Origin of the sequence: Adhaeribacter radiodurans (assembly GCF_014075995.1) — a bacterium.
Classification (GTDB): Bacteria; Bacteroidota; Bacteroidia; order Cytophagales; family Hymenobacteraceae; genus Adhaeribacter; species Adhaeribacter radiodurans.
In genome coordinates this window covers 3,694,515-3,721,399 of record NZ_CP055153.1, presented here as the reverse complement: position 1 = coordinate 3,721,399, position 26,885 = coordinate 3,694,515, and the positions used below count along the sequence as shown (strand labels likewise).

The 26,885-nt window shown below is 39.3% G+C and carries 19 protein-coding genes and 1 other RNA gene; 9 read left to right on the top strand and 11 right to left on the bottom strand.

The window, feature by feature from the left end:
* Positions 1-88: 88 nt before the first annotated feature.
* The 6 genes from HUW48_RS15045 to HUW48_RS15020 all read right to left on the bottom strand — a co-directional run bounded on the left by HUW48_RS15045 (position 89) and on the right by HUW48_RS15020 (position 8,332).
* Positions 89-853, bottom strand: a complete 765-nt coding sequence (locus tag HUW48_RS15045) for a MerR family transcriptional regulator (RefSeq protein ID WP_182411726.1) — start codon at positions 851-853, stop codon at positions 89-91.
* Positions 854-1,261: 408 nt separating this feature from the next.
* A complete protein-coding gene (locus tag HUW48_RS15040) occupies positions 1,262-2,062 on the bottom strand; it encodes a helical backbone metal receptor (protein WP_246343487.1) in 801 nt (266 codons plus the stop codon).
* Positions 2,063-2,146: 84 nt separating this feature from the next.
* Positions 2,147-3,217: a M42 family metallopeptidase gene (locus tag HUW48_RS15035; protein WP_182411725.1), complete on the bottom strand. Its 1,071-nt coding sequence runs from the start codon at positions 3,215-3,217 to the stop codon at positions 2,147-2,149.
* A gap of 104 nt (positions 3,218-3,321) precedes the next feature.
* Positions 3,322-4,881: an acyl-CoA carboxylase subunit beta gene (locus HUW48_RS15030; protein WP_182411724.1), complete on the bottom strand. Its 1,560-nt coding sequence runs from the start codon at positions 4,879-4,881 to the stop codon at positions 3,322-3,324.
* A gap of 154 nt (positions 4,882-5,035) precedes the next feature.
* Positions 5,036-7,618 carry an ATP-dependent Clp protease ATP-binding subunit gene (locus tag HUW48_RS15025; RefSeq protein ID WP_182411723.1) on the bottom strand — a complete coding sequence of 861 codons (2,583 nt, stop codon included), beginning with the start codon at positions 7,616-7,618 and terminating at the stop codon, positions 5,036-5,038.
* A gap of 117 nt (positions 7,619-7,735) precedes the next feature.
* Entirely contained in the window at positions 7,736-8,332 is a 597-nt protein-coding gene (locus HUW48_RS15020; RefSeq protein ID WP_182411722.1) for a WbqC family protein, read from the bottom strand.
* Positions 8,333-8,424: 92 nt separating this feature from the next.
* On the opposite strand from HUW48_RS15020, the gene HUW48_RS15015 reads away from it, so the two are divergent.
* Positions 8,425-9,318 (top strand): lysophospholipid acyltransferase family protein, encoded by an 894-nt coding sequence (locus tag HUW48_RS15015; protein ID WP_182411721.1) that lies wholly within the window; start codon positions 8,425-8,427, stop codon positions 9,316-9,318.
* A 133-nt stretch (positions 9,319-9,451) separates the two neighbouring features.
* Here HUW48_RS15015 and HUW48_RS15010 read toward each other — a convergent pair whose 3' ends face one another.
* The gene (locus HUW48_RS15010; protein ID WP_182411720.1) at positions 9,452-10,084 is read right to left on the bottom strand and encodes an L-threonylcarbamoyladenylate synthase; all 633 of its coding nucleotides are present in this window, start codon (positions 10,082-10,084) and stop codon (positions 9,452-9,454) included.
* A gap of 284 nt (positions 10,085-10,368) precedes the next feature.
* Here HUW48_RS15010 and HUW48_RS15005 point away from each other — a divergent pair, with 284 nt between their 5' ends.
* From HUW48_RS15005 to HUW48_RS14970, 8 genes are all read left to right on the top strand, one after another.
* Positions 10,369-13,986: a PAS domain S-box protein gene (locus tag HUW48_RS15005; protein ID WP_182411719.1), complete on the top strand. Its 3,618-nt coding sequence runs from the start codon at positions 10,369-10,371 to the stop codon at positions 13,984-13,986.
* A 259-nt stretch (positions 13,987-14,245) separates the two neighbouring features.
* A complete protein-coding gene (gene mltG / locus HUW48_RS15000) occupies positions 14,246-15,304 on the top strand; it encodes an endolytic transglycosylase MltG (protein WP_182411718.1) in 1,059 nt (352 codons plus the stop codon).
* Positions 15,305-15,468: 164 nt separating this feature from the next.
* Positions 15,469-15,876: an acyl-CoA thioesterase gene (locus HUW48_RS14995; protein ID WP_182411717.1), complete on the top strand. Its 408-nt coding sequence runs from the start codon at positions 15,469-15,471 to the stop codon at positions 15,874-15,876.
* A gap of 3 nt (positions 15,877-15,879) precedes the next feature.
* Positions 15,880-16,812 carry a YihY/virulence factor BrkB family protein gene (locus HUW48_RS14990; protein ID WP_182411716.1) on the top strand — a complete coding sequence of 311 codons (933 nt, stop codon included), beginning with the start codon at positions 15,880-15,882 and terminating at the stop codon, positions 16,810-16,812.
* A gap of 264 nt (positions 16,813-17,076) precedes the next feature.
* Positions 17,077-18,129 carry an FUSC family protein gene (locus HUW48_RS14985; RefSeq protein WP_182411715.1) on the top strand — a complete coding sequence of 351 codons (1,053 nt, stop codon included), beginning with the start codon at positions 17,077-17,079 and terminating at the stop codon, positions 18,127-18,129.
* Between the two features lie 180 nt (positions 18,130-18,309).
* Positions 18,310-19,218, top strand: coding sequence for an alpha/beta fold hydrolase (locus HUW48_RS14980; RefSeq protein WP_182411714.1), 909 nt, complete (start codon positions 18,310-18,312; stop codon positions 19,216-19,218).
* A 583-nt stretch (positions 19,219-19,801) separates the two neighbouring features.
* Positions 19,802-20,656 carry a sugar phosphate isomerase/epimerase family protein gene (locus HUW48_RS14975; protein WP_182411713.1) on the top strand — a complete coding sequence of 285 codons (855 nt, stop codon included), beginning with the start codon at positions 19,802-19,804 and terminating at the stop codon, positions 20,654-20,656.
* A 28-nt stretch (positions 20,657-20,684) separates the two neighbouring features.
* A complete protein-coding gene (locus tag HUW48_RS14970) occupies positions 20,685-22,655 on the top strand; it encodes a glycoside hydrolase family 127 protein (protein ID WP_182411712.1) in 1,971 nt (656 codons plus the stop codon).
* Between the two features lie 221 nt (positions 22,656-22,876).
* Here the strand turns inward: HUW48_RS14970 and rnpB are convergent.
* From rnpB to HUW48_RS14950, 4 genes are all read right to left on the bottom strand, one after another.
* An RNA gene (rnpB, locus tag HUW48_RS14965) (RNase P RNA component class A) lies at positions 22,877-23,373 on the bottom strand.
* A 50-nt stretch (positions 23,374-23,423) separates the two neighbouring features.
* Positions 23,424-24,395, bottom strand: coding sequence for a Smr/MutS family protein (locus HUW48_RS14960; protein ID WP_182411711.1), 972 nt, complete (start codon positions 24,393-24,395; stop codon positions 23,424-23,426).
* Positions 24,396-24,635: 240 nt separating this feature from the next.
* Positions 24,636-25,583: a DUF2279 domain-containing protein gene (locus tag HUW48_RS14955; RefSeq protein WP_246343486.1), complete on the bottom strand. Its 948-nt coding sequence runs from the start codon at positions 25,581-25,583 to the stop codon at positions 24,636-24,638.
* A gap of 259 nt (positions 25,584-25,842) precedes the next feature.
* Positions 25,843-26,703, bottom strand: a complete 861-nt coding sequence (locus tag HUW48_RS14950; protein WP_182411710.1) for an N-acetylglucosamine kinase — start codon at positions 26,701-26,703, stop codon at positions 25,843-25,845.
* Between the last annotated feature and the right edge of the window lie 182 nt (positions 26,704-26,885).

The following is a 26,885-nucleotide window of genomic DNA, read 5'->3' as shown; positions in this document are numbered from 1 at the left end:
AATAGCAGGTTATAATTTTTATAACTAAAGTTTTACAAGAAAAATAGAAAAGTCCTCTCCTAAAAAATGAGGACTTTTTAGATAAATATTATTTCAATTGCCTGGCAAAATGCTTTATGGCTTTGTTCATGAACTGAGCGAACTCTGGGTTAGGCTTACCTTCCTGGCTGGTATAACGCTCATCATTTACGTATAAATCACCTAAGCCAGCATAAGCTTTTGCCTGTTTATCCGGTATTCCGGCTGTTCCCCAAAATTCCCGGATAATTTCATAATTCGTAGCAATTTCCTTTTGTACTTTTTCGCTTGCAGGGTCTTCATTTACTAAATTCAAAAGTTTTTTCACATTAACACTCGCTTGCTCTTTTAAGAACTCAAAGTCCTGCTTGGTTTTATTGCGTAAATGATATTCAGAGCGTTCAACAGAGGAGTCCCATTTTTCATTAGCTTCCTTTCGCCAGGCTTCAGCTGTTTCCTTGGGTAAACCTTCGTATAATTCTTCGGTAGATAACATAGCTTTGTTTTTTAAGTGGTCAATTGTTTTATCAATTGTTTGCAATAAGGTATCTAGTCGAGCTTTTCGTTGCTGCAATTCTTTTTTATGAAGTTCTAAGGCCGACAAGGTATTAAATTGCGGGTCATCTAGAATTTCTGCAATATCTTTAAGCGGCATTTCCAACTCTCTATAAAAAAGAATCTGCTGTAACCGGAAAGCTTCTGCCTTTCCATACATGCGGTATTTTTTCTCCGTACGGATCGCAGGTTTGAGCAAACCCAATTGGTCGTAAAGGTGAAGTGTCCGGACACTTACCCCGGCTAAACCAGCCAGCTTTTTCACAAAATAACGTTCCACGGCTTATTGCATTAAATTTAAAACAAACATAAACTATGACGTAAGGGGAGAGTCAAGCTTTTATTGATAAATTTTTCAAAAATTTTATAGATTAAGAACTAAGCAGAGAATTCAGAAGATATCAATTAAAAATTAATACCAAGGTTAAATTTTCACATAGCATAATCCTTACATATTAGCTAATTTGTATGGTGTACTCCGTAAAATAAACGGTCAATCAGAATGAAGTAACTGAACAATATTTATTCAAAATACCTGATGTCGAGATGGACGAAATAGTAGAATGAAAATCGACAACTTACGAATTCAAAAGTTTAACATCTACTATCTTGATACATGTGTCTCTTGACTTAAATCCCTGTAAGGATTCTAATTTTTATAAATTGCTTTTTTGATTTGAAAGAAACCTTAATTTCGGTGATTTAACTCATTCTTCACTTCTTCCACTAGCTTTTTAAAATAAGCTGCCGAATACAGCAAGCGGCTACCGTACCACGAAAACACTTCTCCATCCACTAATTTTACCAGAGCATTAGGACAAAGTTCCTGAAACTCCCGAATGTGTTTCTCCTGAAATGGATAAGGCTCCGAAGAAAGTAAAATTAACTCAGGTTGAGCTTTTAGTAATTGATCTGCTGTAATTTCTGGATAACGGTACTGAGAAGCAAAGACATTACGAAAACCACATTTTACCAGCATGTCCTGAATAAACGTGTTTTGCCCTACACTCATAAATGGTTCTCGCCAGATAAAATAAGCAGTAGGTACGTTTAAATTCGAATTTAACTTTTGAAAGGAATCACTTATTTTTTGAGTTATATTTTGAGATTTGTTTTGGGTACTAGTAAGAACACCAATCTGCTGGATCATGCTCAAGGCAGTTGTTAAATTAGAAATATCGCTCATCCAAACCGGATATTTTTCTTTTAGTTGTAGAACACCCGCCTGGTAATTTTCTTCTTTGTTCCCAATAATCAGATCCGGTTTTAAACTATCAATTACATCGAAATGGAAGTTTTTAGTGCCGCCAATAATAGATTTAGATTTTATTTTTTGAGCTGGATGAACACAAAATTTTGTAATTCCAACAATCTTGTCTTTTAAACCTAAATCAAACAATAACTCTGTTTGAGAGGGTACCAGTGATATTATCCGCTGAGGTAAACCTGGAATTTTTACCTCAAAGCCCATTTGATCATTAACTATCATAAGTTCTTTTTACCATGGAGATCAAATAAAAACACCTCACAAATAATAAAATTGTGAGGTGTTTTATACTTTAAAAAATTAATATTAATGAAAATAGCGGAAGTCGTGATCGGATGGAAGCTGAATTAAAAACTCGTACATTAGTTTAGATACATTTTCAACGTCGTCGAAGTGAACCATTTCTACGGTAGTATGCATGTATTTTAAAGGTAAAGAAATTAAAGCAGAAGCAACTCCCTCGTTTGAATAAGCAAAAGCATCGGTATCCGTGCCGGTACTGCGGGTAGCCGCTGCGCGTTGAACCGGTATTTCCGATTTCTGAGCTACATCAAAGAGCATATCCCGAACATTATTTTGCACCGCTGGTCCGTAAGTAATAACCGGACCTTTACCGCAGTATATATCGCCGCTTACTTTTTTCTCGTACATCGGTGCCTGGGTGTCGTGGGTTACATCCGTGATAAGCGCCACATTGGGTTTAATCCGGTGAGCTATCATTTCGGCGCCGCGCAAACCAATTTCTTCCTGTACGGCATTTACAATATACAAACCAAAAGGTAATTTCTTTTTATTTTCCTGGAGCATGCGCGCTACTTCAGCAATCATAAAACCACCAATGCGGTTGTCCAAAGCCCGGCCCACCAGATATTTTTCGTTCAACACCATTACCTCATCATCGAAAGTAATAACCGAACCCACGTGAATGCCCATATTTTCTACTTCTTCACGCGTATTTGCCCCACAATCCAAAAATATGGTTTCCATAGCAGGCGCTTTGTCTTGTTCTACTTTACGAACGTGAATGGCGGGCCAACCAAATACTGCTTTAACTATTCCTTTTCGGGTATGGATGTTTACACGTTTAGAAGGAGCAATTAAAGCATCCGAGCCGCCGTTGCGCCGCACGTAAATATATCCTTGATCGGTAATATAATTCACGAACCAGCTAATTTCGTCGGCGTGCGCTTCAATAACTACTTTGTATTCGGCTTCTGGGTTAATAACTCCCACTACTGTGCCGTAAGTATCTACAAAATATTCGTCAATGTAAGGCTTAATATAGTCGAGCCATACTTTTTGTCCTTCGGCCTCAAAACCAGTAGGGGCGGCTGTATTTAAGTATTTTTGTAAAAATTCGAAACTTTCCTGTCGCATGTTTAAAATTAGAATTTAAAGATTATGCATTAGAAATTATATATGTAAAAACAAGAAACGGTAAATCACCCAATCCTAGGTTATATTCATAACTTCTAACTTATTTAAAGCGGAATATTTCCGTGCTTTTTACGCGGAAGCTGGTCCACTTTGTTCTCTAGCATTTTAAAAGCTTTTATTAATTTTGCCCGTGTTTGTTCAGGCATAATTACTTCGTCGATAAACCCGCGGTGAGCGGCCCGGTAAGGTGTAGCAAATTTTCTTTGGTATTCGTCTATCTTTTCAGCCAATTTGGCTTCGGGGTCCTCAGCTGCGACAATTTCGCGTTTAAAAATTATTTCGGCGGCTCCGTTTGCACCCATTACTGCAATTTCGGCAGTAGGCCAGGCAAAGTTTAAATCGGCTCCAATGTGTTTAGAATTCATTACATCGTAGGCGCCCCCGTACGCCTTCCGCGTGATAACAGTAATCCGGGGCACGGTAGCCTCGCAGAAAGCATATAATAATTTGGCTCCATTGGTTATAATTCCCCGCCACTCCTGGTCAGTGCCCGGTAAAAAGCCTGGTACGTCTTCGAGCACTAAAAGCGGAATATTAAAGCAATCACAAAAACGTACAAAACGTGCTGCTTTGGTGCTGGCATTAATATCTAAAACTCCGGCTAATACGGCAGGCTGATTTCCCACAATGCCAATACTCCGACCGGCTAAACGGGCAAATCCTACCACAATATTTTCACCGAAATTCTGGTGTATTTCCAGGAATGAACCTTCGTCGATTATACCATCTATTACTTCCCGAATATCATAAGGTTGGTTAGGGTTTTCTGGTACAATAGTATTTAACACAGTACGGTTTTCATCTTCTACAGGTTCGTAGGGTAGGAGTGGGGTAGTATCTTCGCAATTTTGAGGAATGTAACTAATTAATTGTTTTATGGTATTCAGGCATTCTACTTCGTTGGCACACGAGAAATGGGTAACACCACTTTTGGTGCTGTGGGTACTGGCCCCACCTAATTCTTCGGAGGTTACATTTTCGTGGGTAACGGTTTTTACCACATTAGGGCCGGTCACAAACATATAAGAGGTATTTTCTACCATCAAAATAAAATCGGTAATTGCCGGCGAATAAACTGCTCCTCCTGCACAAGGTCCCATTACCGCCGAAATTTGCGGTACCACGCCCGAAGCTAAGGTGTTTTTATAAAAAATATCGGCGTATCCTCCCAATGAAACCACTCCTTCCTGAATACGGGCACCACCTGAATCGTTTAAGCCAATAACAGGTGCACCATTCTTCATGGCTAAATCCATGATTTTAACGATTTTTTCGGCGTGGGTTTCTGAAAGGGAACCACCAAAAACCGTAAAATCCTGGGAAAATAAGTAAACCAATCTGCCGTTTACCGTACCATAGCCCGTTACAACTCCATCGCCTAAATAATATTCTTTATCTAAGCCAAAGTCTTTGGAGCGGTGCATGACAAATTTTCCGATTTCTTCGAAAGAACCCGGATCCAGAAACAAATCAATACGTTCACGAGCGGTAAGTTTTCCTTTGCTATGCTGGACATCAATGCGGGCTTGGCCGCCGCCAAGTAGGGCTTCGGCATTTTTTTGTTCCAGTACTTCTATTTTAGTTAATCCGGTTGTATCTGCCATTTAACGCGCTAATCGGGTGGATTAAGATTGAGTGTGTGTAAATTTATAAAAAGTTGAACTAGCAGAAGAATAAATTTAAATAATATTAAGGCATTATTTATTAAACAAAAAAGGCTGGCAACACTGCCAGCCTTTTAAAATTAAATAGGTTTAATTACTCGGTTGCTTTCGGGTCCGATGTTTTCGGCTCCGATTCCGGTAATTCATCTTTCGTATCGGTAGTACCTTTGCCACTATTCCTCGATTGGAAGTTTAAGGTTTCTTTCCCTTCTTCGTGATCAATGATAATGGTATCTCCGTGTACTAATTCTGCCTTCAGGATTTCCTCCGCTATTGGATCTTCCAGGTATTTCTGGATGGCCCGGTTCAGCGGACGAGCACCGTATTTTGGATCGTAACCTTTTTCGGCAACAAAATCCTTCGCTTTGTTAGTCAATTCAATCTTGTAACCTAAGGCATCTACCCGGTGCAATAGTTTGCTGAGTGAAATATCAATAATTTTGTGGATATCTTCTCGGTTGAGCGAGTTAAACACAATCACATCGTCCAAACGGTTCATGAATTCAGGCGAGAAAGTTTTCTTTAACGCGCTGGCTATGGTACCTTTCATGATTTCATCCATGTTCTCTTGTTTTGCTTTGGAAGCAAAACCGATACCGGCTCCAAAATCCTGTAAATCCCGGGCTCCGATGTTAGAAGTCATGATAATGATAGTGTTCCGGAAATCTACTTTACGACCTAAACCATCTGTTAAAATACCATCATCCAATACCTGCAACAACAAGTTGTAAATATCCGGGTGGGCTTTTTCAATTTCATCCAACAATACTACGGAGTAAGGTTTCCGACGAATTTTCTCAGTTAACTGACCACCTTCTTCGTAACCTACGTAGCCTGGAGGCGCTCCCACTAACCGTGATACGCTGAATTTCTCCATGTATTCGCTCATGTCTATCCGCACTAGCGCATCTTCTTTATCAAATAAGTAAGTAGCCAGTACTTTCGCTAACTCGGTTTTACCAACCCCAGTTGGGCCTAAGAATACGAAGGAACCAATTGGCTTTTTCGGATCTTTTAAACCAACGCGGGTACGCTGAATAGCTTTTACTAACTGCGCAATAGCTTTGTCCTGACCGATAACTTTACCGCGAAGTTCTTCGCCCATGTTCAAAAGCTTAACGCCTTCTTTCTGCGCAATACGTTTTACCGGAATACCTGTCATCATGGCAATAACTTCCGCCACGTTTTCTTCCTTCACGGTGTAACGTTTCTTCTTGGTTTCTTCTTCCCAGCTTTTCTTGGCAGCATCTAACTGATCGATCAATTTTTTCTCTTTATCGCGCAGTTGAGCCGCTTCTTCGTATTTCTGAGATTTAACCACCCGGTTTTTCTCGGTTTTAATATTTTCTATTTGCTCTTCGAGCTTCAGAATATCTTCCGGAACAATAATGTTATTGATGTGTACGCGGGCACCGGCTTCGTCCAGAATATCAATCGCTTTATCTGGTAAGAAACGATCGCTCATGTACCGGTCTGATAACTTTACGCAAGCTTCAATAGCTTTGTCGGTGTACAGTACATGGTGGTGATCCTGGTACTTATCTTTAATGTTGTTCAGAATCTCAATAGTTTCTTCTGGAGAAGTTGGATCTACCATTACAATCTGGAAACGACGGGCCAAGGCACCATCTTTCTCTATATACTGGCGGTATTCATCCAAGGTAGTAGCCCCGATGCATTGAATTTCGCCGCGAGCTAGTGCTGGTTTAAACATGTTACTGGCATCTAACGAGCCAGATGCACCCCCCGCACCTACAATAGTATGTAACTCATCAATGAACAAAATTACATCTGGTGATTTTTCCAGTTCGTTCATTACGGCTTTCATCCGCTCTTCAAACTGGCCACGGTATTTGGTACCCGCTACCAAAGAGGCTAAGTCTAAAGTTACTACGCGTTTGTTAAATAACACGCGCGATACTTTTTTCTGCACAATGCGCAGGGCTAAACCTTCGGCAATAGCTGTTTTACCCACACCAGGCTCCCCAATCAAAATTGGGTTATTTTTCTTACGGCGGCTCAGTACCTGGGCTACCCGCTCGATTTCTTTTTCGCGGCCTACAATCGGGTCGAGTTTATCTTCCTCGGCCAGTTTAGTTAAGTCGCGACCAAAGTTATCGAGAACTGGAGTCCGGGATTTTTCGCCGGGCTTTTTGGCAGTACTTCCTTTGCTGGAGCTGCTGCCAAACAATTTATCGTTATCGTCGTTATCGTCGGTATCCGAAGACGCCATAGGATTGTTGTTCTGATAATCCAAGGAATCTCTTATGGTTTCGTAGTTCACGTTGAATTTGGCTAAAGTTTGCGAAGATATGTTATCTTCATCCCGAAGGATGGAGAGCAATAAATGTTCGGTGCCAATAATATCGCTTTTAAATATTTTGGCTTCCAGGTAAGTAATCTTCAGTACCTTTTCGGTTTGTTTCGTGAGCGGAATGCTGCCGGTAATGCTGGTGCCGGGGCTCGCCGTATTACGGGTAGCCTGCTCTAAAGCATATTTCAACTCATCGATCGAAATACCCAGTTTTTTCAGCAAGGTAATGGCAGTACCTTCGCCTTCGCGAATCATACCTAAAAGCAAGTGTTCTGTACCTATATAATCATGACCAAGTCGAATAGCCTCTTCACGGCTAAGCGAGATGACCTCTTTTACTCGGTTTGAGAATTTAGCTTCCATGTATATGTATTAAAAATAAAAAATGCATTAATTATGATTGCCGCCGTAACAAGTTAAGCGATTATAAAATAAAAACAAGCTTTTGTACGTAATTGTTCAGTGTAATGATAACTGAAATTACAGGTAGTTTTTTGCTGCTGGACCTTGTGAAAACAACAAATCAATTATACTCAAGTTAGGGGCAAATTGTTTGCCAAACACCTGTTGGTAAGGTTTAACGTCCAAAATGGCAGACTTCCTCTTCGGGTGTATCTGATTTCGTAAGTCTTGTACCCCGTTTGGGTACAAAGTGGTATACTCTTTTGTGTACTGAATGGGTTTGCGGATTTGCAAACTTTTTAAATAAAATTGTAAAAGAGTTTCATTTAACCCGAATAATGTTGGAACGCGTTGTTCTAATATTTGTTGTAAATAGTCGCTGTAATAAGTAAAATAGGGTGCGCTACCATATCCTGATTTAATAGTTCGCCAGTGGGTATTTAGCCATTTCTGATCGTAATCTATTTCAATTTCGGTTATTACAGTTTTACGATTTCCTTTCTTTACGGGTATAGTTAAATCTTTTACGCCCTGTGCTGTTAATACATAACAACGATTGCGGTAACTTTGTTTCACGTAATGCTCCTGCTGCTCGAGCCAGATTTCATCCGTTTTATTTACTTGCTGGAAATAAGCAATACATGGGTTATAATGAATTTCAGATAATAAAGGCATATACAAGTCGGCTTCAATACCGCTATATTAGTACCTTTTATGAGAAATCGCTTGGAAGGTACTAAATCTTCTATATCAAATCAATTGCCTGCATGAAGGAATTACCCGTCCGGAAACAATATTATCTGCTTTGGTGGCTTTTTTTGGCAATTGCCTGGCTACCATTTCCGGTACTATACCTTATTTCCGATGTATTATACGGGCTTTTATTTTATATAACCGGTTACCGCAAGAAAGTAGTATTTCAAAATTTACAACGATCTTTTCCGGAAAAGAACAAGGAGGAGCATTTAAAGATTGCAAAACAGTTTTACCGTAACCTAACCGATATCCTTGTAGAAACAATTAAGTTAGCTGTTATTTCGCCGGAGCAATTAAAAAAACGGGTACAAATTCTTAATCCGGAGGTAATAGAGGCCGAAACTAGTAAAGGAAAATTAGTTTTAGCTATGGGTGGTCACCAAGGTAACTGGGAGTGGGCCCCATCCGGCGGTATTCCGTTTCTGAACTGTCCCATTGATGTAGTATATAAACCCTTAAGCAATACCTTTTTCGAAGCTTTTGTTTATGGAATCCGCACTCGGCTGGGTCCAAATCTGGTTCGCATGAAAGATAGTTTAAGGTTTTTAATTCAGCATAAGAAACAACCCCGCCTTTTCTGTATGCTGTCAGATCAAACCCCACCCAAGAGCGAAATTCAATATTGGACTACCTTTATGAACCAGTATGCCGGCTTTTTCGTCGGGGGTGAAAAATTGGCAGCATCCTTTCATATGCCCGTATTTTTCATTCATGCGCAACGAGTGGGCCGGGGCTATTATAATTTTAAATTTATTCCCATTGAACCTGCCGGCGCAGCTTTGCAATCGGACTACCCAATTACAGAACAATTTGCCCGGATGCTGGAAACCTGGATTCACGAAAACCCTTCCGATTATCTTTGGTCGCACCGCCGCTGGAAACACGAGCGTCCGGTGGGCAGTTAAGTGTTAAAAGTTAAAAGTTATGAGTTGTAAATTAAGAAACTAAATTCTTATATTTTGATGTCAATTTGCTAATAAATAAAAATTTATTATTAAGCTGATTTTGATAACTCATAACTCTACACTCATAACTTATTTAAACATATTCCTCAATAATACCCGCACCCTGGCGAAGTACTTCAAACTGCTCATCTTCGCAGTTAATTACCGTAGAAGGTACGTTCTTGCCGTAGCCTCCGTCTATTACCGCATCTACCGAATGTCTGAATTTTTCGAATATAAGCTCCGGGTCAGTAGCATATTCGATTATCGCATCGTCGTCGTGGATAGAAGTAGAAATAATAGGATTTCCTAATTCCCGAACAATGCACAATGGTATTTGATGATTCGGTACCCGTATGCCAACTGTCTTTTTCCGTATGCCTCCTAGTCTGGGTACTTTACTGCTTGCTTCCAGTACAAAAGTGAACGGACCCGGCAAGGCTTTTTTCATGACTTTATAAACAGAAGTAGAAATATTCCGGGCATAGTCAGAAATATGGGTAAGATCAGAGCAAATAAAAGATAAGTTTGCTTTATCTGGTTTAAGGCCTTTTAAATGACAAAGACGTTCTAATGCCCGGGCATTATGCAAATCGCAACCCATTCCATAAATGGTATCGGTAGGGTAAATTACTATTCCTCCCTTGCGCAAAATTTCTACTACCTGCAGAATTTTATTCATAGGTGGGTTATCCGGATGAATTTTTATTAAAGTAGCATTTGCCATATAGTTTATTATTTAAGTATAAACGAATGCTTATTTTACCTATTAATTAAAAATTGGTTTATTTTTTTGTAGAACTATTTAGGTCTTGTTTATTGTTGGCAAGGCCAAAGGGCCTTTCTGTTTTACTAAATGCCTCTTTAGCTAGCTAAAAGGAATTATATTGTAACAAGAATTGCTTATTACTTTTGTTGCTTTTCAGTATAATTAATAAATATCTCAAGAATAAAATTTGTATTATTACAGTTTGTTCGGAAAAAGAGAAGGTTGGTGCGAGTAATAGAAATATGCAAACAAATCTATTAGAAACAATACAAGAATTAAAGATAAAGCTAGCAAAAGCAGAACAGCGTAACCAACTGTTAAGCCAACAACTAACTGAAAAAGAATTTTTTGTTGAAGAGGATAACGTTCCATTAGAAAATTACCGGGTACCTGAACCTCTATATACGTATGATACTATTTTCCGGCAGCTCTTCCAGGAAAGTCCGGAAGCCATGGTTATTCTGTCTTTAGAAGACACTATCCTTGATGTAAATAGCACCTTTTGTTCTTTGTTGCAGTATTCTAAATCTGAACTGCTACAACTTAACTATTACGATGTTGTTGATATAACAGATCCTAAACAGATTATATTCCGGCAGGAAAAATTACGGATGGGTAAATTCCGGGGCGAAATGGTTCTGATACGAAAGGATGGTAGCCGTTTCTTAGCTGATATAAGCTCTAATAAATACTTGGATCAGGATGGATATTTTAAATTCTGGGGAATTATTCGGGATATATCTAAAGAACGGGAAGCTTTAATACGTAGTGAACGAGATTACCGCGATTTATTTAATAAAGCGAACGATGCCATTCTCATATTTGATCCGGAAACGGAGCAAGTATTTGATGCCAACCATAAAGCTTGTAAACTTTATGGCTTTACTCATGCTGAATTTATAGGTATGACTTTGCAGCGTATTTCTAAAGATGTGATTCGGGGCAAAGCCTACTTGCAGCAACTTAATCGTACGGGTACTTTAGATAATATAGAAAGCACACAATACCGTAAAGATGGTACTGAAATCCATTTATCTATAAGTGCTTCCTTTATTACTTACAAAGGAAAAAAAGCTGTTTTAACAATTAACCACGATATAACCGAAAAGAAAATATTTGAAAAAACTTTACTGGAAAGTGAAGAACGCTTTGCTGCTTTTATGGATAACAGCCCGGTGCTTGCCTGGATGAAAAATACCGGTGACTGGTGTTATAGCTATGTAAATCAAACGCATAAACATGCTCTGGGACTTTCGCGGGAGTTGGTAACAGGTAAAACTGATTTTGAATTATATCCAGAATCTATTGCTGCCAAGTTGCACCAAAATGATGTTTTAGTGGCGAAAAATCAACGGGCTATGGAGTACCGGGAGGAAGTAATTTTATCAGATGGTACTAAGGGGCAATTTCTAGTACATAAATTTCCTATTCATACTATAAACGGCGATTCTTTTGTTGCTGGTACCGCTATTAATATCACCGATTTACTGCAAACGCAGCGGGCTTTAGAAAATAGTGAAATGCGAAACCGAGCTGTATTAAATTCGGCTATGGATTGCATTATCAGTATGGATAAAGAGGGTTGTATTCTGGAATTTAATCCGGCCGCTGAAAAAACTTTTGGATATCAACGGGACGAAGTAATTGGTAAAAAAATATACGAGGTAATTATTCTGTCTAGTTTACGTTCAGATTATGTGCCCAGTCTGGTCCGTTATCTCCGGACAGGAAAAAGTAAAATAATGGGCAAAAGAGTGGAGCTAACTGCGAAACGCGCGAACGGCGAAGAATTTCCGGTTGAAGTTTCCATTACCGCCACCGGCAACACAACTGATCCAGTATTTACCGGAATAATTCAGGATATTAGTGAACGTAAAGCAGCTGAATTCACTCTCCGGAAAAGTGAGAAACAGTTTCGGTTAATTACCGAGAACATGACCGATTTGGTATGTTTGCATGAACCCGATGGAAAAATTATTTATGCTTCTCCTTCTGCTCGGGATATATTAGGTTATACTCCTGAAGATATGATAGATGTTTCTCCGTACGAGTTTATTCACTCTAAAGATAAGAAACGGATTATAGAGAAAGTAATTGAAATATTAACTACTGGTAAATCAGCAAAGAACATCGAGTATCGGATTCGGCGTAAAGATGGGCAATATATTTGGGTAGATACTGGCTTGCGTCCCATATTTAATGCAGGTGGGAAGGTAATTGAAGTACAAACCGTATCAAGGGATATTACTATTCGGAAAAAGACAGAACGTAAACTTAAAAAAGCCAAAGAAGCTGCTGAAATATCGGCCTTAGCGAAGAAAAATTTTTTGGCCAATATGAGCCATGAAATCCGGACGCCACTAAATGGCGTGCTAGGAATGGCGGGTTTATTAAATAAAACAGCCCTGCACGAAACCCAGCAAAAGTACCTGGATATTATTGATTATTCAGCCCGGAACCTGTTAGTTATTATTAATGATATATTAGATCTGGCTAAAATAGAGTCCGGTAAGTTGGTATTAGAATATATTCCCTTTAATATCCACGAAATTTTGCAGGGAGTTCAACAAGCTCTTGAATATAAAGCCGAGGAAAAAGATATTTTATTAATAGTAAAAAGCATTAATTTAAATCATCCGTTTCTGGTTGGTGACCCGCACCGGCTTACCCAGGTGTTGCTTAATTTAGTAAGTAATGCTATTAAATTTACCAACCAGGGGGTAGTAGTTATTCGCACAGAAATTGTAGCAGAAACAGATACTACTAGTACCTTTCAATTTCTGGTAAAAGACTCAGGAATTGGTATTCCGGTAGAAAAGCAAGCTACCATCTTCGAAGGCTTTATGCAGGCCCACGCGCACACATCGCGCAACTATGGCGGAACCGGACTGGGACTTACCATTTGTAAAAACTTAGTAGAAAAGCAAGGGGGTAAGATTTGGGTGGAAAGCGAGCTAGGTAAAGGCAGCGAGTTTAAATTTGAACTTACTTTTCAAAAAGCAGCAGCAGCTCAAATTAAAGAAGTTAAATCAGATGGAAGTCCGGTTGATTTTACCAGTTTAGGAAGTTTAAAAATCTTATTGGCCGAGGATAATGCGGTAAATCAATTTTTGGCGCAGTCTATTATGCAGAATTGGGGTTTTACCGTAGATACAGCCCAAAATGGAAGAGAGGCCATTACTTTAGCATCTCAAAACTATTACGATTTAATTTTAATGGATATTCAGATGCCTGAAGTAAGCGGTATAGAAGCCACCCAGCGCATCCGGCAATTAGTTGATACCCAAAAGGCGAATATTCCTATTATTGCTTTAACGGCAAACGCTTTAAAAGGAGATGCGGAGCATTTTATCGCGGCTGGTATGAACGATTACCTGGCAAAACCTTTTGAAGAGTGTAAGCTTTTTCAGAAAATTGCAGCAACTATTAAACAACCCTCAGCGGTTGATGCATCATTCACCTTGAATAAAACAACATCTTTAGCCATGTCCGACTTTTCCGCCCCCGAAAAATTATGCAATTTAACATTATTGCAAAGCATGGCCAATGGCAATACCGATTTTTTAATTAAGTTCCTGCAAATGTTTATCGATCAGGTACCACCGCAAGTTCAGGCCATGGGGCAAGCAGTAGCACTGTTGGATTGGGCGAAAGCGGCTAACCTGGCCCATCAGCTAAAAGCAAATTACGACACTGTAGGAATTTCAGCTTTGTACCAGCCCATCCGGGATTTGGAAGCTTACACGAAGCAGCAAATTAATTTAACTGATGTGCCTGACTTAGTAGCTAATATTGAGAATATAAGCAATCAAGCCATTACGGAACTACAAGCCGAAATAGATCGGCTGCAAAAACAATAGACCAATTCTTTATAACGTTTTATATTTTACAACAGCAAAATTGGTTAGTAGCTGATATATTTTTAGGATAGCTCATTCGTAAATTAATCACGAAGAACTATTCTAAAGCAGCTATTAACCGCCATCATTCTGCCCCTTATTCAATTCCATCTGCTTATCTGTTTCTGGGCAGGTTTTTAAATCCTGTAAGATGTATTACTTTTGTTAGAATACCGGCAAAAAGAGGATGGTAGTGCTGGTAGGTGGAATTTTGTAAAATATGGATGTTCAGAAAAAAGCTCGTAAAAAATCTAATACGCTCCGCAATTTACTGGTGGTAGGCGGTTTATTATTCATAAGTTTTTCGTATTACGCCTACCAGATTGTATATACGCCTAATGTAGATACGCACGGTAAGCACGTCTACATCCGGATTCCGAGAGGTGCTACGTTTGAGCAGGTAATGGATTCCATTGAAAATGAAAAGGTGATAATAGACGAGTTGTCTTTCCGTTTTCTGGCTAAGTTAATGGACTATCCTAAATTAATTAAACCAGGGCATTATGAATTAATTAATAGGGCGACTAATTACTACCAGATTAGCCAGTTAAGGGCCGGGATTCAATCGCCTGTGCGGCTTACCTTTAACAATATCCGCATAAAAAGAGATCTTACCGCCAAATTAAGCAGTGATATTTCAGCAACTCAAACCGCACTTGATTCCTTGCTGCGCGACGAAAAATACGTGAAAAACCTGGGCTTTGATACTACCACTATTATGACCATGTTTATTCCGAATACTTACGAATTATACTGGAATACGTCGGCTGAGGAGTTATTAAAGCGCATGAAGAAAGAATACGATGCTTTCTGGACTCCTGTCCGGGTAGCCAAGGCAAAGTCTTTGGGGTTGAGTAAAAGTGAGGTATCTACCTTAGCTTCTATTGTGGAAGCCGAACAATCAGTTCATCCGGATGAGCGCCGCCGGATAGCAGGTGTTTACTTAAACCGGTTAAAAATTGGCTTACCTTTACAGGCCGATCCAACGGTAGTTTTTGCAGTGGGCGACTTTAGCATTCGGCGGGTTTTAAATGAACATTTGCGCTTTGATTCGCCTTACAATACTTATAAATACAAAGGTTTGCCACCCGGGCCAATAAACTTACCTTCTATTTCTTCTATTGATGCTGTATTGAACCCGGAGCAACATAACTACATTTATTTCTGCGCGAAAGAAGATTTCTCAGGCTATCATAATTTTGCTGTTACCGAAGCCGAGCACATCCGGAATGCCCGCCGCTACCAGCAAGCCCTAAACGACCGGAATATTTTAAAGTAATTGACATTAATGAATTAATAATTAGAAATAAAGAATTAGAAAAATTTAAGAACGGGTAATTCTAATGCTTAAAATTATAAATACATATAATTTATTTCATATTATAAATCATTGACGGTCTAATCATTTCTAATTTTTAATTTCTAATTCATAATTTACTTAGCATGTTTCAATCGGAAATACAAGTGCGCGTACGTTATTCAGAAACGGACCAAATGGGTTATGTGTATTACGGTAATTTTGCAGCATATTATGAGGTAGCGCGTACCGAAACGTTTCGGAGCCTGGGTGTGAATTATAATGAAATGGAAAAAGCGGGCGTTATGATGCCCGTATTAGAATTGCGTTGCAAGTACATCCGGCCGGCTCGCTACGACGATTTGCTTACCATTAAAGTAATAATTGCTAACAAACCGCACGGAACACGTATAAAGTTTGAGTACGAAGTGTATAACGAAGCCAAAGAGCTTTTGAATATTGGCGAAACTACCCTGGTATTTGTAGACATGCGAACAGGAAGGCCAACTCATATTCCGGAAAGCCTGATTTCGTTAATGGAAAGTTATTACTAAAGCATGGGACTTCAGCAGAAATACGTAGAAGAGCGACGACCCTACCGAAAATTTATTATTTTTCTAAAGCGTCTTCGCTTTAGCCAAGGACGGCTTTCGGTTTACGATATTCTGGAAGTGCTGATACGTGAACTCCGGCTAGACTCGCTTACCAAGCGGGCCTCGTACATGGCGTTTAATTTTACTTTATCTATATTCCCCACCATTATATTTCTGTTTACCCTTATCCCGTACATTCCCATTCCGGATTTAAATACCAGCATCCTTAACTTTTTGCAGGATTTTATGCCCAAAGAAATGTACGCTGCGGCGAGTAGTACTATTGAAGATATTGTAAATATTCCGCGAGGGGGCTTGTTGTCGGTTAACTTTTTATTTGCGCTGGTGCTTTCTACCAACGGTATTATGTCGTTGATGGATGCTTTTGATAAAAAATACAAAACCTTCAGGCAACGAACGTATTTGCGTAAGCGGTTAATTGCTACCGGGTTAACCCTAATGCTTTCGTTAATCCTTATTACTTCCATCGGTATTATTTTATTTGGTACGTATTTGCTCGATGTGCTGGTCTTCTACGAAATTGTTACCGAGGCTTTTACTTATACTTTAATTGTAGCGCTTAAGTACCTGGCTATTATCTTTCTGTTTTTATTGGCTACTTGCTCTATTTATTATTACGTTCCGGCTATTCACGATAAATGGCCATTCTTTTCGGCGGGGGCTGTAGTGGCTACTTTGCTTATATTTCTAGTGTCGTGGCTTTTTTCACTTTACATTAGAATATTCGATACTTACAACCATTTTTATGGTTCTATTGGCGCTTTAGTCGGGCTAATGATTTGGCTCGACTTTATTTCCATGACGTTAGTACTCGGTTTTGAAATTAACATTAGCATTGACTCTATTACCAAACGGGTTTCGCGGGTAAATTCTTAAAGGAAATAGTAAATGTTTAAATAAATAAGAACTTGGACTTTTGATTTTTCAGGTAAATTTCTTTCTGATAGAAGTCCTTAAAATTTTCATTTTTTAATTCTTTTATCAAGAGTTCAGCGCTTTAATAATCTTTATTCTTTACAACCATTCGGCACTTTGTTTTCGTTTTTTATATTTAGTAAATCTTAGCCGATATATCCCTTAAATAATAGTCCTTTCTGATTGTTAAAGTTTTATTGGTATTTAACCAGGAGAATAGCCAAAATGCTAAAGCAGCTTTTCGAATTCAGGGAAACAGATAGAAAATGGCATATTCCTGTTTTAGCTGGTTTAAGCGTAGGCATTCCCATTTTAGCTGGCTATTTCACCGGCAATATGGCAGGTGGTAAACTTGCCTCTATGGCTGGTTTGGTCATTTTATATATCCATTCTCTCAGTATAACTAAAAGTATGGTCACGCTTATGGCCTGTTCTTTTGGTATTATGGTTTCTTTTTCGGTAGGTAGTCTTTTTGGCTTTAATGCATATATAGCTCCGCTGGCACTTGGCTTGTATGCTTTTGTGGTGCATTTAGGTTTGTACTATTTAAAAATGACTCGTCCGCCGGGCAATTTTTTCTTTATCATGATTGCTTCGGTTGCTTTTTGTATGCCTTTTAGCTTAAAAAGTATTCCACAGAATATTGGCTATATTGGCATAGGAACCATGATCTCCTGTACCTTAGGATTAATTTATGGGCTGCTTACTTTTAAAAACTCCAATTCAGAAAACCAAACAATTGGAATAACTAAGAATAAGTATGTGAATTTAGTTGAGTCGGTAACCTTTGGTTTTATGGTTGGCTTTGCTTTACTGCTGGCCAATTTGTTAAAGCTCGAAAATCCGTATTGGGTACCTACCTCTTGTGCGGCTGTAATGCAAGGAGCCAGTAGCAAACATGTATGGCAAAGGAGTATTCAGCGTATTTTAGGCACCTTTATAGGGCTAGGTCTTACGTGGGGTGTCTTATTGTTGCATCCTACTTCTCTTACTTTTTGTATTGGTATAATCGTGCTACAATTAATTGTTGAATTTTTAGTGGTTCGTAATTATGGAATGGCTGTTATATTTATAACCGTACTTACAATTTTTCTGGCGGAATCTGGTAATACATTGGCGGCTAATTCTACAACGCTGATTACCGCCCGCTTTTTTGATATATTACTGGGCAGTATATTAGGAGCAGTCGGTGGCTGGTTATTATACAACGAAAGACTTCATTTCATAGCAACCAGACAAATCCGGAAAACAAGAATGCTTATATCCAGACGTAAATGAATGAAATATGGGTATACCTATGTAGTTTTAACTAAAGTAAATTTTGGAAGGTGTGTTAGTTGCTGATTATTAGTTTTTTATCAAATTATCATTAATTGTCCTGAAATATTAGGCTAGGGCTTTCATCCTCGGCCATGCTTGTTTTCCAGAGAAACAGATGAAACACCATTTAGAAAAGGTATGAAAATTTGTAAGAGATCCTTTTTCAAGAATCCTGCGCTAGATGAACAATGGTTTAAAGATTGGGTGCAACAACTAGAAGCAAACAATAGCAGGCAATACGAACGAATCTCTTTTAAAACATCATTAGGCAAAACGCACATCTGGGGTTTACACACCAACCAAATAACTTGGGATGCCTTGGTTATTTTTCCCGGCGCCCGCACCAGTTCCTTATTTTGGGATTTCGATAAAGGCCTAGATAATATAAGGCATAACGTAAGAATTTACCTGGTGGAGACTAACGGTTTACCTAATTTAAGCGATGGCAATACCCCGGATATTAAATCAATGGATTATGGTTTTTGGGCCGCCGAAATTCTTGAAAACCTTAAAATTGAAAATGCCTATGTGGCAGGAGCATCATTCGGCGGACTTATTTGCTTAAAATTAGCCATTGTGGATCCGGAGAAAATAAAGACCGTTTTTTTGTTAAATCCAGGTTGTTTGCAACGTTTTTCTTTAACTTTTAATAATCTGTATTATAATTTATTGCCTCTCTTTGCTCCCAATAAAAAAAATATAAGTAAGTTTTTAGATAAAGCAGTTTTCAGTAAACCCACTCATCAACTTTCTCCGGAGTCCGAAAAGCTAATAGTAGATTACGAACTATTTGCCATTACCCGCTATAAAGATAACACCCAAAAACCTTACTACATGGGCGATGAGCTAACAAGAGTTAAAGTGGATACTTACTTACTGGAAGGTACCAAAGACTTGTTGTTTCCGTATCAGAAGTCCATCCAGAATGCCAAAGAAAAAATTAGCAGTTTAAAAGAGATAGTTGTATTCGAAAACGTGGGCCACGGCATAGAAACCTATACCCAAGCCATGAACTTTATTGGGCAGGCTATAAAAAATTACCCTTAAGTGCTAATAATTATTAAATAGCTTCCATCTTCAGCTTAAATCATAGACTTAAAATCTCTTTTACTTTCCGAAAGAAATAGATGATTGTCCTTGCTAGTAATGAATTTTGAGTTTCTTGTTGCTAACAAATTCTAGTACCAACTACTCCATCAAACTTTCTGCTTTTCATATACTTTAAAATAAATTGCTCTATTTATGGAATTAGGCAATTCTATAGGTGTGGATATTGGTATTGTTAATTTGCCTAAACAGTTTTAGATGTACAAAATTTCTTTGCTAATCTATTGTACCAGCTTATATTTTGAATATTTAGTAAATCTTAGCTGGTTTATAACCCAATATTCTGGTTCCTTTTTCAGGACAGTTCAGGATAGTTTGTCAGGATTAATTATCTATATTTAATTTTTCCTAAATTCGATTAGGTGGAAAAGAAACCGGACCGTGGGGCTTTTATGCTGAAAGTATATCTTTTCTATAAGCTTTTAGCATTAAAGAGGTATTAACGTGAAGGAAATTAGGCTTGTATTTATGATCAATACTAAAATCTAAAATAAAATTTATAAAGAAATCCTAAAATAGAATTATGAATAAAATCGGATTTAATGTGCTGGCCTGGTCAGCTGGAATGTCGGATGAAATATTGCCTATTGTAGACCGTTTAAAGAAGATTGGCTATGATGGAGTGGAGTTTTTTGTAGGAACCCCCGATAAGGCTGCTTACCAGCGCATTGGCAACCATTGTCGCGAATTAGGCTTAGAAGTAACCACGGTTGCGACGGTGAGCAAAGAAGAAAATCCTATTAGTCCGGATGCTTCCGTCCGGGCCAAAGCTTTAGATCGTCTTAAATGGGTAGTGGACCGGACACATGACCTGCAAGCAAAAATTCTTTGTGGGCCCTTACACTCAGCGCATTCGTTATTTGCTTTGCATGCCCCCGAAGACCAGGAATATGGTTGGGGTGCCGAGGTACTGCATGCCGTTGGAGAACACGCCGCCCCAGCAAATGTTACTTTAGGATTAGAAGCCTTAAACCGGTTCGAAAGTTACCTCTGCAACACCATGGAGCAACTAAGCCGTTTAATTCGCGAAGCGCAACATCCAAATGTTCGGGCCATGTTTGATACCCATCACGCCAACATCGAAGAAAAGAAATTTGCCCAGGCTATTCAAACCATAGCGCCTTATTTAGTACACGTCCATATCAGTGAAAACGACCGGGGAACTCCCGGCGATGGGCACATTGCGTTCGACGATGCCTTTTCAGCTTTAGCTCGAATAAATTATACTGGTTCGTTTACAATAGAAGCTTTTTCCCGGAACGATCCGGATTTTGCGAATGCCATTGGGGTATGGCGCGAATTTTCTAAGCCCTGGGATATTGCCGAAAAAGGTTTAACCTTTATCCAGCAAATGTGCGAAAAACACGGACTTAAATAATTCAAATACAAAGGGGTTTGTTCTTTCCATGAAGCAATATCAATTAGCCGTTTTTTTGTTTTCTGTAGTAAGTTCTTGCCTTCAGGCTCAAACTCCCACTAAAAAGTTGGAGCCGGTAAGCTTTTCGCAGGTAACCATTACCGATAATTTCTGGAAACCTAAATTAGATAAAGTAGCCACCACTACTTTGCAAGCCTGTATTTATCAGACCGAAGACAAAACGGCTCGTATCCGGAATTTTGAGAAAGTTGCCCGTAAGCAAAATGAAAAGCACGAAGGTATTTATTACGATGACAGCGACGTTTACAAAGCTCTCGAAGCTATTGCTTATTCCTTGAAAAATCATCCGGATGCTACATTAGAAAAAAAGGCCGATGAATGGATAGATAAAATTGCCGCCGCCCAGCAACCCGATGGTTATTTAAATACTTATTATACTTTAACCGACCTGAGTAAGCGCTGGACCGATATGGAAAAGCACGAAGATTATAATGCCGGTCATTTAATGGAAGCAGCAGTGGCTTACTACAATACCACCGGTAAAAGAAAATTGCTGGATGTTGCTATAAAGTTTGCTGACCATATTGATACTACTTTTCGGTTGCAAAACCGGCATTGGGTTAGTGGCCACCAGGAAATTGAACTCGCCTTAATGAAATTATACCACACCACTAAAAACGACCGCTACCTGCAATTAGCCGATTGGTTTTTAAACCAACGCGGTCATGGTTATGGTAAAGGCGTAATTTGGGACGAATGGAAAGATCCAAAATATTGCCAGGACGATGTTCCGGTGAAAGAACAAAAAGAAATTACCGGCCACGCCGTGCGCGCCATGTACTTGTATACCGGAGCCGCAGATGTAGCCGCTGCTACGAAAGATCCCGGTTATTTAAAAGCCATGAATAATGTGTGGGAAGATGTTATTTTCCGGAACATGTACATTACAGGCGGCATTGGCTCTTCCGGCAAAAACGAAGGCTTTTCTAAAGATTACGACTTACCCAATGAACAGGCATATTGCGAAACCTGTGCCTCGGTGGGTATGGTTTTCTGGAACCAGCGCATGAATTTACTAACCGGCGATGCCAAGTTTGTGGATGTTCTGGAACGGAGCCTGTACAATGGAGCGCTGGATGGATTAAGTTTAAGTGGCGACCGCTTCTTTTATGGTAATCCTTTAGCCTCCAGTGGCCAGCACTCGCGGAGTGAGTGGTTTGGTACCGCCTGCTGCCCTTCTAATATTTCGCGTTTAATTGCTTCTTTAGGCGATTATATATACGGACAATCAGACAACGGATTGTGGGTGAATTTATTTGTGGGAAGTAATACTACCCTGAAAGTCGGTAAAAATTCCATTCCGGTAATCATGGAAACCAATTATCCTTGGGACGGAAAAGTAAAGTTAACTCTCAATCCGGCCAAGTCAGTTAAGTCTGCCGTTCATTTACGTATTCCGGGTTGGGTAAAAGGAGTACCTGCTCCCGGCGATTTGTACTCATTTACTTCTAACGCACCCGCTAAATATGAAATTTTACTAAATGGCAAGCCAATTAATTATAAAGAAGAAAACGGGTATGCCGTACTGGAACGTAGCTGGCGAAAGAGTGATGTAGTAGAGTTGAATTTACCAATGGAAGTAAAAAGAATTGCCGCTAAACAAGATTTAACCTATACCATCGACCGCATCGCTTTACAACGTGGTCCTTTGGTTTATTGCGTAGAAGGTGCCGATAACAACGGGAATGCCTGGAATATTATTTTACCCGAAAATGCCACCCTAACAACCATTAAGCATAACGTTTTAAACGAACCTGTTATAGCCATTCAGTCTAAAGCTCCGGTAATTACCACTACTCTTAATGGGGCAGGTGTGCAAACACAGCAAAAGGAGGTTATTGCCATTCCATATTATACCTGGGCCAACCGGGGCAAAAATCAAATGCAGGTTTGGTTACCTACAAAAGTAAAAGAGGTAAAAATTAACAGCGGAAATTAGCCAATCAAAAACTTAAACGTAAAAGCAGAGAACTACAAAAGGTTATCTGCTTTTCTGTTTAACATTTCTGGAAGAATCAATAAGAACTTTTTAGATATTAGAATTTTTTATCAAAAAAGTAAGCTACCTTATGACTGTGGGTACATTAATTTAAATGAGAGAACTTTAAAGAAAAGTAAAAAATTTATAGCGGGAATAGAATAGGATAGAGGTAAAAGAAAAAATATAGCAAGCCTGTAAGCCGGGTTCTGTCGCTAACCCAAAAGGATAGCGTCTTATCATTTATCTAGGCCCAACCTCACGGCGGGGCTCCATCAACCTACCCACTAGCATTGGACGAGCCGCCCTTATCATTTACCAGGTACCATTTACCAATTACCTAAATAACTGAATAAACAGTAACCAATAATAAATGAGCTGCCAGCCTATTTGGTCTTTCAACGCCTAAGGTTTACCCAGCTACAACGGTCGCCCGCGTACTGGTGCGCTCTTACCGCACCTTTTCACCCTTACCTTTTCATTTACCAGTTTACACTTAACAATAGTTAAAATTTAACAAATGGTAAATGGTACCTGGTACATGTACCGGCGGTTCTTTTCTGTGGCACTGGCTGTATTCCGGATTACGCCGGAACCCTTCCCGTTAGGAAGTAGACTGCTCTTTGTTGCCCGGACTTTCCTCTCCGCCCATAAGCGCAGCGATAAGACGGCTTACTATATTTTTACAAATTTAACTATTATTTACTGGTTTTGGTTCTTTGCCGCAGCTTACTTTAAACGCACTAAAGTAGCTCCAAATCCAAATTTTTCTTTGCGCGCATCTTCGTAATATTTAATTTGCGTTCGCCGCTGACTCAATATCTTTTGAATTTCTTTACGTAAAACGCCATTACCAGTTCCGTGAATAAAAACAATTTCGTGCATGTTAGTAGCCAAAGCCCGATCGAGGTTATCCTGAAAAACAGCTAGTTGCGTTCGCAGGATTTCGCTGTTGCTCATTAAGGCGGGGTCGATGTCCGTAAGTTTTTCAATGTGCAAATCTACCTCGTGCAAAGGCATTTTTAACTGGTATGCTTCCGGGTTCTTGGTTTCGGCCTCCGTTAAATTTTCTAAAATTTTATCTGGATTAACTTCCACTGGCTTCTGATCTAACGAAAATAAATAAGCTTCTTTTTTTACAACCGGAGCCATTTTTTTACTCTTGTAAAACGACGAAGCTTTAAACTTTATTCGTTTTACTACTGGTTCCAATAACGTTAATCCGCTTACCCGGTGCTGCAGGTACTGAATAACCAAATCGGGCCATTTATCAAAATCTTTCAGGTGCAGGTGCGAAACTACTTTACTGTTTTTGGGAGTAAGTTTATCGCTTACAATGCCTTTGTACCGGTTGTTGGTTTCTTCGCCGTAGGTAAAAAGTAAATCGAAATCGGAAAAATTAATAATAGTTACGGCCTGTAATTCTTCTGTTTGAGGTACTAGGGCCACGTACACACCGGCTGTTGCAGTTACCGGTAGGGGAGCAGGTTCGTTTTTCCGAGTTTCCCGGGCGGGCTGTTCTACGCCCACGTTTTTCAAATATTTATCTTCTTCTTCGGCAATTACTACTACCTCGCGTCGTAAAACCAGTATAGTAAAATCGTTGTCAATGGCAATTTCTACCTGATCGTTACCGATAAATTGAGTAATAATTCCTTGTTCTTTGCCGTGCAACAAGCGCACGCGGTCGCCTATATTCATATTCTTAATTTCTAATTTAATCTTTTACTAAATTGGTTTTAGCTTCTACGGGCAATTCTTGTTTAAGAACTTTCACGCAATGCCGTTTGTGCAGGCACAAATGGCGGCACCAGTTATTTTCAATTTTTAACTGGCAAATTTAAAATGTACTTGGGTTGTAGAACACTTAACTAAACACTATATTAATTTTTTTGTACTATTATTCTTTGAAAACAAATTTTTAAACCAATATGTCCTTTTTTAAAAATATAAGGGATGAAACTTAAATTTTTGCCGCTTATTAAATTCCAGCGTAGGAAAAGGTAAATGGACCATATTCAAAATAAACAGGGTTGTTTTTAAAAATTTACTCCGGGTTTTAATTGCCGCTAAGTTAATATCCGGAGCCAGGTAAAATTGCCGGTAAGCCCGAAACCCAGCTTGTCGATTCGTATCCGGATCGTTAAAAACTATTTCTTCGGTGCCGTAGCCAATTGCTATATTTAACCATTTGGGGTAACGACTGGCAGGTGAGATAAATTTTGCTACATCTACGGCTAACCAATACGTTTGGCCGTTATAATCTTTTAAAAGTTGTTCGGGTAAGTTACTGCCTAAAACCCTGGGCCGTGCCTGGGCAAACCTGGTCTGGTGAAACGAGAATTTAGGTTGCACCCGCACTTCTGACCAAGCCAGGTATTGACCTAACACAGCGGCCGAACCGGCTGCGTTCGCAATTAAATCGCCCACCGATGCTCCATAGTCTACGGCATAGCCATCTAAAATTTCAATGGGTGTTTGCAATAAAATGCCGGTTAAACTACCCCAGATTATGGCTTTTTTTTCGGGTACATTGGCCCATTTTAAGGCGCTAATAGCAAATTGGCTTTCGTGAAAAGCACTCCAAAAGTGCCCGATTTTATCTACTTGTTGCCATTCTTTATTGTCGTTAAAAAAATGAAAATGAGTGCGGGGCATATCCTGGTACCAGACTTGCGAAGCGGCAGCTAAAAAGCCGCCGTAAACTATACCAGTACCAATACCCAATTCTTTCAATTTCGTTTTGGCGGGTTGCTTTTCCGGCACAGCAAACGTTATTATGGAATCAGTCTGTGCCCAGACTTGCCCGGAAAACAAGCAAAGCAGGCATAACGCTCCTGCTTTTACAAATCTTCCACGAAGTTTTAAAATTTGCTGACGCGTATTCACGACGCAAATATACCGGAATTATTCCGGCCAACCGGAAAAACAAAAAGCTTCTGCTGTTAACAGAAGCTTTTTAAATCATTAATTATGTTGAGGATAATCGTCTTAAAGAATGCTTAAATTTACTTTAAACCGATATTATCAGCGCCGTATTTTTAGAATCTATATAGGTCGTAAAGGTTTCTAAAGATGGTTGTGCAGGCACCACCAGTGGCGTATGTTATATCCTATGTCTGAAATCTATTATCTAACACCCAACTACTTATATCAGGGTTTGAGGCGCTAAAACAGAATGATAATACACCAAGTCATCTATTGGTGAACGGATTATTTTACCAAAGGCCATATTGTGCTCATTGCTTACTTCTTCTAACACATCGCGGAAGTTATAAGCTACCGAACCCACGCAGTTAAGTGAGTACTGTTCGTAATTAGGATAATGGCAAACCAGGTTTTTAAAGAAAGCATCGAAAGATTCTTTTACCACCTCGCGGGAATACGAAAAATTGTTGTTCTCGTATAAAAATTTACTAAAACTTGCTAAAAAGCGGTTCGGTAAAGGTTTATTGTAAAGGTTATCAAAAATGTCTTCGTTGGTAAGCTCGTACGTGTCTTTAAATATTTTCTGCATGCCTTCGGGCAAGTAGCCCCGCATGTAATCGCGAACCAAGCGTTTGCCAATGTGCGAACCACTTCCTTCATCGCCCAGGAAATAACCTAATGAGTCGATGTTTAATGTAACATTTTTGCCATCGTAAAGACAAGTGTTGGCGCCGGTACCTAAAATAGCGGCAAAACCTGGTTCTACTCCCAGCAAAGCCCGGGCGGCGGCTAATAAATCGTGGCCTACGTACACGTTGGCGTTGGTAAAAACTGCCCGCATGGCAGCAGCTACTATTTCAATTTTTTCGGGAGCAGAGCAACCTGCTCCGTAATAATTTACTTCAGTTACTGCATCTTTACGAAGATTTTCCGGTAGGTTCTTTTGGAGCGAAGCAATAATAGTAGGCGTATCTGAAAAATACGGATTGTAACCTTCCGTGTTGAAATAGACCTTAGTATTGGAGTCCGTAATTAAACACCAACTTGTTTTGGTTGAACCACCATCTGCAATAATTACCATGTCAAGTAAAAAAGTTAAAAGGGTTTAAGCTGTGATTATTGTTGTACGTAATGCTCGGGTTTTTGAAAATATTTAATTGCTGCTCTACGAAGCAAAAGGTTTGTAAACTTAAGATAAATAATTAATAATTTAATAATAGTATAAGGATAAATATTTCATATTATGCAAAAACAAGAGTAATC

What these genes read in the sequence shown, in the direction of transcription:
- HUW48_RS15040 (WP_246343487.1), bottom strand. Translation starts at nt 2,062, where the DNA reads ATGATAGTTAATGATCAAATGGGCTTTGAGGTAAAAATTCCAGGTTTA.
- HUW48_RS15035 (WP_182411725.1), bottom strand. Translation starts at nt 3,217, where the DNA reads ATGCGACAGGAAAGTTTCGAATTTTTACAAAAATACTTAAATACAGCC.
- HUW48_RS15030 (WP_182411724.1), bottom strand. Translation starts at nt 4,881, where the DNA reads ATGGCAGATACAACCGGATTAACTAAAATAGAAGTACTGGAACAAAAA.
- HUW48_RS15025 (WP_182411723.1), bottom strand. Translation starts at nt 7,618, where the DNA reads ATGGAAGCTAAATTCTCAAACCGAGTAAAAGAGGTCATCTCGCTTAGC.
- HUW48_RS15020 (WP_182411722.1), bottom strand. Translation starts at nt 8,332, where the DNA reads ATGCCTTTATTATCTGAAATTCATTATAACCCATGTATTGCTTATTTC.
- HUW48_RS15015 (WP_182411721.1), top strand. Translation starts at nt 8,425, where the DNA reads ATGAAGGAATTACCCGTCCGGAAACAATATTATCTGCTTTGGTGGCTT.
- HUW48_RS15010 (WP_182411720.1), bottom strand. Translation starts at nt 10,084, where the DNA reads ATGGCAAATGCTACTTTAATAAAAATTCATCCGGATAACCCACCTATG.
- HUW48_RS15005 (WP_182411719.1), top strand. Translation starts at nt 10,369, where the DNA reads ATGCAAACAAATCTATTAGAAACAATACAAGAATTAAAGATAAAGCTA.
- mltG (WP_182411718.1), top strand. Translation starts at nt 14,246, where the DNA reads ATGGATGTTCAGAAAAAAGCTCGTAAAAAATCTAATACGCTCCGCAAT.
- HUW48_RS14995 (WP_182411717.1), top strand. Translation starts at nt 15,469, where the DNA reads ATGTTTCAATCGGAAATACAAGTGCGCGTACGTTATTCAGAAACGGAC.
- HUW48_RS14990 (WP_182411716.1), top strand. Translation starts at nt 15,880, where the DNA reads ATGGGACTTCAGCAGAAATACGTAGAAGAGCGACGACCCTACCGAAAA.
- HUW48_RS14985 (WP_182411715.1), top strand. Translation starts at nt 17,077, where the DNA reads ATGCTAAAGCAGCTTTTCGAATTCAGGGAAACAGATAGAAAATGGCAT.
- HUW48_RS14980 (WP_182411714.1), top strand. Translation starts at nt 18,310, where the DNA reads ATGAAAATTTGTAAGAGATCCTTTTTCAAGAATCCTGCGCTAGATGAA.
- HUW48_RS14975 (WP_182411713.1), top strand. Translation starts at nt 19,802, where the DNA reads ATGAATAAAATCGGATTTAATGTGCTGGCCTGGTCAGCTGGAATGTCG.
- HUW48_RS14970 (WP_182411712.1), top strand. Translation starts at nt 20,685, where the DNA reads ATGAAGCAATATCAATTAGCCGTTTTTTTGTTTTCTGTAGTAAGTTCT.
- HUW48_RS14960 (WP_182411711.1), bottom strand. Translation starts at nt 24,395, where the DNA reads ATGAATATAGGCGACCGCGTGCGCTTGTTGCACGGCAAAGAACAAGGA.
- HUW48_RS14950 (WP_182411710.1), bottom strand. Translation starts at nt 26,703, where the DNA reads ATGGTAATTATTGCAGATGGTGGTTCAACCAAAACAAGTTGGTGTTTA.